Raw genomic sequence first — 10,447 nt, forward strand, 5'->3', positions numbered from 1 at the left:
GACAGAAACACCGAGGCGCCTGCACCGCAGGCAAGCCAGCTCCCACACTAATCCAGTTCCAACCGCTAGAGCATTTGCCCCAACCAATAACAGGCCTGCCCACAGGCCCTTGCTCCACCGTATCGCCATTGCCACTCCTGCCAATAACTAAACCAGGGAGTCACCCCATGCAGCGTCGTACGTTGTTGAAAGCCAGTCTTACCGCAGCCGCCGCCCTCAGCCTCCCGCTGAGCGTGCGTTCGGTATTCGCCGCCGAGCCCTTTACCTTTTACGGCCTCAAGTCCATGTCTGGCGCTTTTGCCAGTTATGGCAAGTTTGCCGACATGGGTTCGCGCCTGGCGGTGGAACAGCACCCCGAGCTGCTCGGCCGTCCGTTGAACTACAAGGTCATCGACACCGAAGGCAACGCCGGCAAGGCCGTGCGCAAGGTGCAGGAAGCCATCCAGCAGGACGGCGCGCGGTTCTTCCAGGGCTGTACCCTGTCGTCGTCGGCACTGGCGGTGGCCAAGGAAGTGGACAAGGTCGGTGGCGTGTTCATGACCCCGGTGGGCGCCGATGAAGTCACCGGCTCTGACTGCAACCACGCGACGTTTCGCTGGTCGGTGCCCACCTACGGCGCGATCCGCGAAACCATGGTGCCGCTGATCAAGCTGCTGCCGGACGCCAAGCGCTGGTACACCATTACCCCGCAATACGTGTTTGGCGAAGCGCTGCTGGAAGGCGCCAAGAATGTGCTCAAGGAAAACGGCCTGGAACACATCGGCAACAGTTACCACTCGTTGCAGGAACAGGAGTTCTCCGGCTACCTGACCAACGCTATCGCCGCCAAGCCCGATGTGCTGGTGCTGCTCAACTTCGGCAGCCAGTCGTCCAATACCCTGCGCCAGGCAGTGAACTTCGGTATCAAGGAACGCATGAAAGTGCTGCTGGTGTGGTCCGCCGGCCTCGACCAGTTCCAGGAATTGGGCAGCGATGTATTGGAAGGCGTGTACCTCGGCGCGCAGTACTGGCACCAGGTCGACACGCCACTCAACCGTGAACTGGTCAAGCTCACCCAGGCCAAATACGGCATCAACCCCACCTACCCGCTGGCTGCCGATTACATCAGCACCAAGGTCATGCTCGAAACCATCGTCTCAACCGGCAGCTTCGATGGAAAAACCGTGGCCAAGGCCATGCAGGGCCTGAGCTACGAAGGGCCCACGGGCAAAGAGTCGATCCGCGCCGGCGACCATCAGGTCATCAAGGATTACTACCTGCTGATCGGCAAGGCCACTGCCGACATGGCCGACAAGGATGACCTGGCCAAGGTGCTCAGCGCCGGCCAGTCGTTCCCGCCGGTGGAAGCCACGGGCTGCACGCTCGGCTGATCCCCTGAATTTTGTAGCGCAGGGTCGCGTAAGCGGCGTCCTGCCGAGGGTTCCTGCATGCTTAATCTTTACCTGTTCCAGATCCTCAACGGTCTTGGGTTGGGGATGATCTACTTCCTGATCGCGGTCGGGCTGACGATCATTTTCGGCCTGCTCAACTTCGTCAACTTCGCCCACGGCGCGTTCTTCCTGTTGGGTGCCTACATCTGCTACACCGCCGTGAGCCTCACCGGCAACTTCTGGCTGGCGCTGCTGATCGCGCCGCTGGTGGTGGCCGCGTTGGCCTGGGCCATCGAGCGCTTGCTGATCCAGCGGATCTATCACTTGCCGCACATGTTCCAGATCCTGGTGACCCTGGGCATCGCACTGATCATCCAGGAAGCCAGCGTGATGATCTGGGGTCCGGTGGGCAAGAGTGTCGCCGTGCCGGAACTGCTGCGCGGCGTGCTGGTGGTGGGCGACTTCGTGTACCCCTACTACCGACTGTTCCTCATCGTGTTCTCGGGGCTGGTCGGCCTGGGCCTGTGGCTGCTGCTCGAACGCACACGCTTTGGCGCCCTGGTGCGCGCCGGCAGTGAAAGCACCGAAACCGTGTCGCTGTTGGGCACCAATATTTTCCGCCTGTTCTCCATGACCTTCGCCCTCGGCGTGGCCCTGGCCGGTGTCGCGGGCGTGCTGTTCGCACCGTTGCGCGGTGCGCAGCCCTTTGTCGGCCCGGAAATTCTCGGCGTCGCCTTCGTGGTGGTGGTGATCGGCGGCATGGGTTCGTTCAGCGGTGCGCTGGTCGGCGGTTTGCTGGTGGGCGTGGTGCAAAGCCTGATGACCACACTCTGGCCCCAGGGTGCGAGCCTGATGATCTACGGCGCGATGGCCGTGGTGATTCTGGTCCGCCCCTACGGCCTGTTCGGGAGAGCCTGACATGAGCGAGAAAAATCCCCTGCCGTTTGCCAAGACGCAATCGCGCGCAATGTTGCTATGGGTGTTGGCGGTACTGATCGGCCTGCCGCTGATCTTGCCGTCGGCAACCCTGGCCACCGAGATCCTGATCTTTGCCATGGCCGCCCTCGCCTGCAACCTGTTGCTGGGCTACACCGGGCTGCTGTCGTTCGGCCAAGGCATCTTCTTCGGGGCCGGCGCCTACTGCGCAGCGCTGCTGATGATCCATCTGCAGCTGGGCCTGTTCACTGCACTGCTCGGCGCCGCCATCGCAGGCGGGTTCCTGGCCTTGCTGGTGGGCGCCCTGGCGATCCGTCGCACCGGCATCTACTTCGTGATGCTGACCCTGGCGTTCAGCCAGATGGCCTACTTCGTCGCCTACACCCTCAGCGACTGGACCGGAGGCGACAACGGCCTGCTCAGCGTGCCGCGCCCGGAGATCCGCGTGGGTGAAAGCGTGCTGTTGTCGCTCAGCGATGCCCGTGCCTTCTACGGTTTTGTCGCGGTGCTGTTCCTGTTGATCTTCATCGGCGCTCGCCGTGTGATCGCCTCGCCGTTCGGCAGCACCTTGATGGCGATCCGCGAAAACGAAACCCGCGCCTCGGCCATCGGCTATGACACACGGCACTTCAAGATCCTGGTGTTTGTGCTGTCCGGAGCAGTCACCGGCATTGCGGGCGCACTGTACGCCATGCTGCTGCACTTTGTGCCGCTGTCGAACATCGACCTGGCGATGTCGGAGAACATCCTGATCATGACCATCGTCGGCGGCACCGGCTCGTTGTTCGGCTCTCTGCTGGGCGCCGGCTCCATCGTGCTGCTCGGGGATTTCCTCTCCGACCTGTGGCCACGCTGGCTGATGCTGCTCGGGGTGATCCTGATCCTGGTGGTGATCTTCATGCGCGGCGGTTTATGGGGCGGCCTGGCGTCGCTGTTCGAAAAGGTACGCGGCAATCGCAAGACCGTCGTCGTCGCCAAGGAGGAAGGGCTATGAGCATCCTGCTGGAAACCAAAGACCTGGAACTGGCCTATGGCGCGTTCCGCGCGGTAAACGGCGTGAACCTCAAAGTCGAGGCCGGCACCATCCACACCATCATCGGGCCCAACGGCGCGGGCAAGACCAGCCTGTTCCACTGCCTCACCGGCGAACGCCAGGCCACCGCTGGGGCGATTCATTTCGACGGCAAGAACCTGATGCGCAAGCCCGCCCACGGCCGCGTCGGCCTGGGCATGGCGCGGTCGTTCCAGCTCACCAGCCTGTTCCAGAACCTCAGCGTGCGCGAAAACCTTCGCCTCGCCGCCCAAGGCCGAGACGGTGCGCGCGCCCTGAATTTCTGGCGTCGTGTGGACAGCAAGCGCGAACACCTGGAAATGGCCGACCAGGTGCTGGAACGCCTGCAACTCACTACCCGCGCCGATACCCTGGCCGGTGAGCTGTCCCACGGCCAGCAGCGGGTGCTGGAGGTGGGCATGTCGATCTGCTCCAAGCCCAAACTGCTGATGCTCGACGAGCCCACCTCGGGCATGGGCATCGACGATATCCCGATCATGACCCAATTGATCAGCGATCTCGGCCGCGACCACACGGTGCTGCTGATCGAACACAACATGAGCATTGTCATGTCCATCAGCCAACGCATCACGGTGATGAGCCACGGACAGATTCTGGTGGAAGGTACGCCGGAGTTCGTGCGTGCCGATGAACGTGTGCGCACCGCTTACCTTGGGGAGGCTGCCTGATGCTGATCGTCGAGAACATCCATTCCTACTACGACAAGAGCCATGTGCTGGAAGGCGTGTCACTGACCGTCAACCCCGGTGAACTGGTGACACTGCTGGGTCGTAATGGCGCCGGCAAGACCACCACCTTGCGCAGCATCCTCGGCATCATCTGCCCGCGCCAGGGCCAGATCCACTTCAACGGCCAGGCGCTGGTGGGGCAGAAGATATTCGAAATCGCCCGTCAGGGCCTGGCATTGGTGCCGGAAAATCGCGGGATTTTCCGCCTGCTCACCGTCGAGGAAAACCTGCGCATCGCCGCGCGCAAGACCAGCCGCTGGCAGCTGGAAGACGTGTACGTCATGTTCCCGCGCCTCAAGGAACGCCGCAAAAACGCCGGCCATGCACTGTCGGGCGGCGAGCAACAGATGCTCGCCATCGCTCGCGCCCTACTTAACGACCCCAAGCTGCTGATCCTCGACGAGCCCACCGAAGGCCTGGCTCCGGTGATTGTCGACGAGTTGGTGAAGATCCTGCGCAAGGTCAAGGACGACGGCCTGCCGGTGCTGCTGGTGGAACAGAATCTGATGGTCTGCGACAAGCTCGCCGACCGCCATTACGTGCTTGAACAGGGTCGCGTGGTCTACGAGGGCAGCGCCGAAGCCTTCCGCGCCGACCCGACCATCAAAAACCGCTATTTGGCCCTGAGTGCCTGACCGGAGACTGCTGATGAATAGTTTTGCGCAACCGCTCAAGAGCAACGCCCCGCTGGTCAACCGTGACCGCCTGTGGCAATCCTTGATGGACCTGGCCCAACTCGGCGCCACGGCGAAAGGTGGTGTGTGTCGCCTGGCACTCACCGACCTGGATCGCCAGGCCCGCGACCTGTTTGTGCAATGGTGCGAGGCCGCCGGGTGCAGTGTCAGTGTCGACGCCATCGGCAACATCTTTGCCCGCCGTGCCGGGCGCAATCCGGCCCTGCCTCCAGTGATGACCGGCAGCCATATCGACACTCAACCCACCGGCGGCAAGTTCGACGGTTGCTACGGGGTGATGGCGGGACTGGAGGTGATCCGTACCCTGAATGATTTGAAGATCGAAACCGAAGCGCCGATCGAAGTGGTGGTATGGACCAACGAAGAAGGCTCACGCTTCCCGCCCTGCATGATGGGCTCCGGAGTGTTTGCCGGTAAGTTCGACTTGCAGGACACCCTCGACAAGCTTGACGACCAGGGCCTGTCGGTCGGCGCTGAACTGCAGCGCATCGGTTATGCCGGTTCCCGCGCGGTACTCGGCCACCCGGTGGGCGCCTACTTCGAAGCACACATAGAACAAGGCCCGGTGCTGGAAGACCAGGCCATCACCATTGGCGTGGTGATGGGGTGCCTGGGCCAGAAGTGGTTCGACTTGACCTTCACCGGCGTCGAAGCCCACGCCGGCCCGACGCCGATGCACCTGCGCAAGGACGCCCTGGTGGGCGCCGCCGAGGTGGTCAGCGCGGTCAACCGCATCGCCCATCAACAGCAACCCCACGCCTGTGGCACCGTCGGTTGCCTGAGCCTGCACCCCGGTTCGCGCAATGTGATTCCCGGCCAGGTGCACATGACGCTCGACCTGCGTCACCTGCACGCGGACAAGCTGCAAGCCATGGTCGATGAAGTGCGCGGCGTGATCGAAGCCACCGCGAAACAGCATGGCCTGACCTTTGAGCTGACGCCCACTGCCGACTTTCCACCGCTGGACTTCAACCCGTCCTGTGTCAACGCCGTACGCGAGGGCGCCAAGGCCTTGGGCTTGAGCCATATGGACATCGTCAGCGGTGCGGGGCACGACGCGATTTTCGTCGCCGAACTGGGCCCGGCCGGGATGATTTTTGTGCCGTGCGAAGGCGGCATCAGCCATAACGAGATCGAAAACGCCGCGCCAGACGACCTGGCGGCGGGCTGCGCGGTGTTACTGCGCGCCATGGTCAATGCGGCTCAGGAGGATGTGGCATGAGTGAGATTGGCCAACTGACAGCGGTGCAACTGCTGCAGCATTTTCGCGACAAGACCTTGTCGCCGGTGGAGGTCACCGAAGACGCCTTGCTGCGCATCGAACGCTTCAATCCGGTAGTGAATGCCTACTGCCACGTGGACCCGGAAGGCGCGCTGAATGCCGCGCGTGCTTCTGAACAACGCTGGCTCACCGGTCAACCCTGCGGGCCGTTGGACGGTGTACCGTCTTCCATCAAAGACCTGACGCTGACGATCGGCATGCCCACCCGCAAGGGCTCACTCACCTCCAACGCCGAGGGCCCGTGGGACGTCGACGCGCCCTTCACAGCCTTCATGCGCAAGGCCGGTGCGGTGCTGCTGGGCAAGACCACAACCCCAGAGTTCGGCTGGAAAGGCGTCACTGATAACCCGTTGTATGGCATCACCCGCAACCCATGGGACACACGCACCACGGCAGGCGGCTCGTCCGGCGGCGCGGGGGCAGCGGCGGCGTTGAACCTGGGTGTGCTGCATCAGGGCAGTGATGCCGGCGGTTCGATCCGCATTCCCTGCGCGTTTACCGGCACCTTCGGCATCAAGCCGACGTTTGGCTATGTGCCGCAATGGCCGGCCAGTTCCATGACGATTCTGTCGCACCTGGGGCCGATGACCCGCACGGTGGAAGACAGCGTATTGATGCTGCAGACCATCGCCCAGCCAGATGCACGAGATGGCTTGATCGGCGCACCGAGGACCACCCCGTGGTTATCGGGCGCGGCCGATTTGAAAGGGTTGCGCGTAGCCTACAGCCCGAACTTCGGTTACGTGGATGTCGACCCGCAAGTGGCGAAGGTGGTCGCAGAGGCGATTCGAGGCCTGGAACAACTGGGCGCCCATGTCGAGCAGATCGACCCCGGTTTCAGTGACCCGTTGGACGTCTTCAGTACCTTGTGGGCGGCCGGCGCTGCACGTCTGACCGGCGCCATGAGCGAGGCGCAAAGACAGCTGCTGGACCCCGGTCTGTTGCGCATCGCCCAACGCGGCGAACGATTGAGCCTGGGTGACTTCAACGCGGCCCTTGAAGCACGCGCAGCGCTGGTGGCGCGCATGGCCGCGTTCCATGAGCACTACGATGTACTGGTGTCGCCGATGATGCCGATCACCGCGTTCACCGCCGGGCACGACGTGCCACCGGGCTCGGGTTTACAGGAGTGGACCGAGTGGACGCCGTTTACCTATCCCTTCAACCTCACGCAGCAACCCGCGGCATCGGTGCCGTGTGGGTTGGCAGCGAACGGCTTGCCGGTGGGATTGCATGTAGTAGGCGCGCGGTTTGCCGACGAGCAGGTGTTGCGGGTGTGCCACGCCTACGCGAAGGCCTTCCCGACCCAGCACCTCCAAGCCCCACAAACCCCAACCTGAAATGCACTCCCTTGGAGCTGCCTTTGATCCAACCACTCAGGCCGGCTGTCAGGCCGCCGTGCTCTTGCTTTTGATCTTGATCTTAGGCGCCCCGTCAAACACGCTGGCCGGAATTCGACAGGGATTTGGGGGGTAAACCGGCAGGGATGCCGGTTTAGCCGCCCCGCGCCATGGATGGCGCGTGGCGGCGGCCCCCCAAATACCTGTCGGATTACGGGCACACCGAGCCTAGCCGAGGTGCCGAGTGTTGGGGCAAGAGCGTTTTGCTTACTTTTGCGCTCTATCAAAAGTGAGCCGCCGTAAGGGCGGAACCAATAGCAGCCGTTACCTAGATAACGGATATGTACTCCGTCTGATCCAACATCCTGGTCGCCTGTCAGGCCGCCTTCGCAGGCAAGCCAGCTCCCACACTTGGATCGCGGGGCTACAGTTAGATAGCCGTCGCCAGCCGGAGGGATAAGCCCCCTCCCACAGTTTCGACCGCATTCCATTACACTGTCCCCCATTCATTCCCAGGGGGCTTCATGGACATCGAACTGGCACGCACCTTCCTCGAAATCACCCGCTGCGGCAGCCTGGCCGCGGCAGCCGAGAAGCTGCACGTCACCCAGACCGCCATTACCGCACGGGTCAAAAGCCTGGAAAGCCAGTTGGGCAGCACGCTGTTTGTGCGCAACCGCGCCGGTGCGCGGTTGACGGCCGATGGCGAAGCCTTCGTGGTGTATGCCAACCAGTTGCTGCAAACCTGGGAGGCGGCGCGGCGCGACTTGCCGCTGCCCGAAGGCTATCGCAACGTGCTGCATATCGGTGGCGAGGTCAGCCTGTGCAACCCATTGATGCTCGGCTGGGCCCAGGTCCTGCGCGAACAGATCCCGGGGCACGCGCTGCGAACCGAGGTGCGCGAAGGCGAATACCTGCTGCGCCAGCTCGAACTGGGTGTGCTGGATGCCGCCCTGGTGTTCCAGCCGCAATACTGGCCGGGGCTGCAGGTGGAGCAGGTGCTGGAAGAGAAATTGATCCTGGTGCAGTTGGCGAGCAAACCGGCCCCATACGTATACATCGACTGGGGCCCGGGCTTTCGCCAGCAACACGATGCCGCGCTGCCCGACAAGGCCCGTGCAGCCTTGAGCTTCAACCTGGGGCCGCTGGCGCTGCAATACATCCTGGAAAATGGCGGTGCCGGCTACTTCCGCACCCGCGTGGTGCAGAGCTACCTGGACAGCGGCGTGATGCAACGCGTGCCCAAGGCGCCGGAGTTCAGCTTCCCGACTTACCTGGTGTATTCACGGGCGCGGGATTCGGCGGTGTTGCAGCAGGCATTGGAACTGCTGCGCGGCGTGGTCAAAGCTGAAAGTGATTGGTCGCAGCGCTGGGACCCACTGATTTGAATCACCGGATACCGCCGCGCATGCTAGCCTGCGAATGTTTCCTTTCGCAGCCTTACCGATGAACAAGAAAAAGTCCGTCACCATCAGCGACATCGCCAAACGGGTCGGCATGACCACCATCACGGTGTCCCGTGCACTGAGCAAACCCGACCTGGTCAAGCCCGCCACCCTGGCGCGCATCCTCGAAGTGGCGCGGGAGCTGGACTATGTGCCCAACGCCTTCGCGCGCGGGCTCAAGCGCAGTGAGAGCCTGATCATCGGCGTGATCACCGCGTCAGTGGACAACCCGTTCTACAGCGAAATGATCAAGGCGATTTCCCGCGAGGCCAAAAAGCATGGCTACACCATCATGCTGGTGGACACCGACGAACTCGAAGAGCTGGAAAGCAAAGCCGTGGACACCCTGTTGGGCTACCGCGTGGCAGGGATCATCCTGTCGCCGGTCTCGGATGAGCCGAGTTATCAGCCCGATTACCTGGAGCGCCTGGGCAACGGCAAAACCCCGGTGGTGCTGCTCGACCGTACGATCCACGACAGCCCGTTCAGCCGCGTGGTGCTCGACAATTATCACAGCGGCATCCAGGCCGCGCACTACCTGCTGCGCCAGACGCCCAACCTCAAGCGCCTGCTGGTGCTGACCGGCCCCGAGCACTCACGCATCACGGTGGAGCGCCTCAAAGGCCTGCGCGAAGTCCTGGCCGAACACCCCGAGGTGCAGGTCGAAGTGCAGGCCGGCGACTACACGCTGATGCCGTCCTACCTGCACACCCTCGACTACCTGGCCGAACACTCGGCGCCGGACGCGATCATGGGGTTCAACCAACTGATCACCCTCGGCGCGTTGCGCGCGTTGCGCATGCACAACATTGCCCATGACAGCCTGACCATCTGCGGCATCGACCGCCTGCCCTTCGCCGATATCTTCGGCGTACCCATCGCTTGCGTGGCCCATGACGCCTCCCTGGCCGGCAGCAGTGCGGTACGCCTGCTGCTCGACCGCCTGGAAGACCCGTTCAAGCCACGGGACAAGGTGGTGATCGCAGGTCAGTTGGAAAACGGCTAGCGGCTGGTGTAGCCGCCGTCGATGGGCAGGCTGACGCCGCTGATCATGCTGGCGGCGTCGCTGAGCAGGAACAGCACCGGTAACGCCACTTCTGCCGTTTCAGCGAAACGCCCCAAGGGAATCGCCGCCAGTGCCGGGTCGCGCTTGGCCGGGTCGGACCAGGCCATGGTCGCCATCGGCGTAAGCGTCACGGTAGGGTTGACGCTGTTGACGCGAATGCCGAAGCGGCCCCATTCGGCACATTGCACGCGGGTGATCGCATCCAGCGCGGCCTTGGAGGCGCAGTAGCCGAGGTGATCGTCCAGGGCCACCAACGAGGCCTGGCTTGAGACGTTGACGATGCTGCCGGCGATCTTCGCTTCGATCATTTTTGCAGCCACCCGGCTGGCCACCTGAGCGGCGGCACGGGCGTTGACGTTCATCACTTGGTCGAACGCGTCGGCGCTGATCGCGGCGGCGGGTTCCAGTCGCGAGATACCCGCGCAGTTGACCAGGCCGTGGAGTGGTGGCAGGTCGTGCAGAGCTTTGTCGAGGGCGGCGCTGTCGGCAATGTCCAGGCACAGAGTGTGACAG

General features: G+C 63.1%; 10 protein-coding genes. 9 read left to right on the plus strand and 1 reads right to left on the minus strand.

From position 1 onward, the window contains the following. The first annotated feature begins 167 nt into the window (after positions 1 to 167). The 9 genes from ACRESD_RS11720 (at position 168) to ACRESD_RS11760 (ending at position 9,874) form a co-directional block, all read left to right on the plus strand. Positions 168 to 1,370 carry an ABC transporter substrate-binding protein gene (locus tag ACRESD_RS11720; protein ID WP_431751047.1) on the plus strand — a complete coding sequence of 401 codons (1,203 nt, stop codon included), beginning with the start codon at positions 168 to 170 and terminating at the stop codon, positions 1,368 to 1,370. Positions 1,371 to 1,427: 57 nt separating this feature from the next. Next, complete coding sequence (locus tag ACRESD_RS11725) at positions 1,428 to 2,288, plus strand: branched-chain amino acid ABC transporter permease (protein ID WP_016974865.1); 861 nt, start codon at positions 1,428 to 1,430, stop codon at positions 2,286 to 2,288. A 1-nt stretch (position 2,289) separates the two neighbouring features. Further along, positions 2,290 to 3,300 (plus strand): branched-chain amino acid ABC transporter permease, encoded by a 1,011-nt coding sequence (locus ACRESD_RS11730; protein WP_431751048.1) that lies wholly within the window; start codon positions 2,290 to 2,292, stop codon positions 3,298 to 3,300. Next, a complete protein-coding gene (locus ACRESD_RS11735) occupies positions 3,297 to 4,046 on the plus strand; it encodes an ABC transporter ATP-binding protein (protein ID WP_431751049.1) in 750 nt (249 codons plus the stop codon). Before ACRESD_RS11730 ends, ACRESD_RS11735 begins: the two co-directional genes overlap by 4 nt. After that, complete coding sequence (locus ACRESD_RS11740; RefSeq protein ID WP_431751050.1) at positions 4,046 to 4,741, plus strand: ABC transporter ATP-binding protein; 696 nt, start codon at positions 4,046 to 4,048, stop codon at positions 4,739 to 4,741. Before ACRESD_RS11735 ends, ACRESD_RS11740 begins: the two co-directional genes overlap by 1 nt. 13 nt (positions 4,742 to 4,754) lie before the next feature. Continuing rightward, positions 4,755 to 6,023, plus strand: a complete 1,269-nt coding sequence (locus ACRESD_RS11745) for a Zn-dependent hydrolase (RefSeq protein ID WP_431751051.1) — start codon at positions 4,755 to 4,757, stop codon at positions 6,021 to 6,023. Then, positions 6,020 to 7,423, plus strand: a complete 1,404-nt coding sequence (locus ACRESD_RS11750) for an amidase (protein WP_431751052.1) — start codon at positions 6,020 to 6,022, stop codon at positions 7,421 to 7,423. The genes ACRESD_RS11745 and ACRESD_RS11750 overlap by 4 nt, the downstream gene beginning before the upstream one ends. 524 nt (positions 7,424 to 7,947) lie before the next feature. Beyond that, a complete protein-coding gene (locus ACRESD_RS11755) occupies positions 7,948 to 8,811 on the plus strand; it encodes a LysR family transcriptional regulator (RefSeq protein ID WP_431751053.1) in 864 nt (287 codons plus the stop codon). Positions 8,812 to 8,869: 58 nt separating this feature from the next. Beyond that, positions 8,870 to 9,874, plus strand: a complete 1,005-nt coding sequence (locus tag ACRESD_RS11760) for a LacI family DNA-binding transcriptional regulator (protein WP_431751054.1) — start codon at positions 8,870 to 8,872, stop codon at positions 9,872 to 9,874. On the opposite strand, the gene ACRESD_RS11765 is transcribed toward ACRESD_RS11760, so the two are convergent. Then, a partial coding sequence (locus ACRESD_RS11765; protein ID WP_431751055.1) for an SDR family oxidoreductase occupies positions 9,871 to 10,447 on the minus strand: 577 nt, incomplete at its 5' end. The genes ACRESD_RS11760 and ACRESD_RS11765 overlap by 4 nt on opposite strands.

The organism is Pseudomonas sp., assembly GCF_050739995.1.
Lineage (GTDB): Bacteria > Pseudomonadota > Gammaproteobacteria > Pseudomonadales > Pseudomonadaceae > Aquipseudomonas.

Excerpts from the sequence above, each read along its gene's own strand:
- ACRESD_RS11725 (WP_016974865.1), top strand. The coding sequence starts at position 1,428 with ATGCTTAATCTTTACCTGTTCCAGATCCTCAACGGTCTTGGGTTGGGG.
- ACRESD_RS11745 (WP_431751051.1), top strand. The coding sequence starts at position 4,755 with ATGAATAGTTTTGCGCAACCGCTCAAGAGCAACGCCCCGCTGGTCAAC.
- ACRESD_RS11740 (WP_431751050.1), top strand. The coding sequence starts at position 4,046 with ATGCTGATCGTCGAGAACATCCATTCCTACTACGACAAGAGCCATGTG.
- ACRESD_RS11750 (WP_431751052.1), top strand. The coding sequence starts at position 6,020 with ATGAGTGAGATTGGCCAACTGACAGCGGTGCAACTGCTGCAGCATTTT.
- ACRESD_RS11730 (WP_431751048.1), top strand. The coding sequence starts at position 2,290 with ATGAGCGAGAAAAATCCCCTGCCGTTTGCCAAGACGCAATCGCGCGCA.
- ACRESD_RS11720 (WP_431751047.1), top strand. The coding sequence starts at position 168 with ATGCAGCGTCGTACGTTGTTGAAAGCCAGTCTTACCGCAGCCGCCGCC.
- ACRESD_RS11755 (WP_431751053.1), top strand. The coding sequence starts at position 7,948 with ATGGACATCGAACTGGCACGCACCTTCCTCGAAATCACCCGCTGCGGC.
- ACRESD_RS11760 (WP_431751054.1), top strand. The coding sequence starts at position 8,870 with ATGAACAAGAAAAAGTCCGTCACCATCAGCGACATCGCCAAACGGGTC.
- ACRESD_RS11735 (WP_431751049.1), top strand. The coding sequence starts at position 3,297 with ATGAGCATCCTGCTGGAAACCAAAGACCTGGAACTGGCCTATGGCGCG.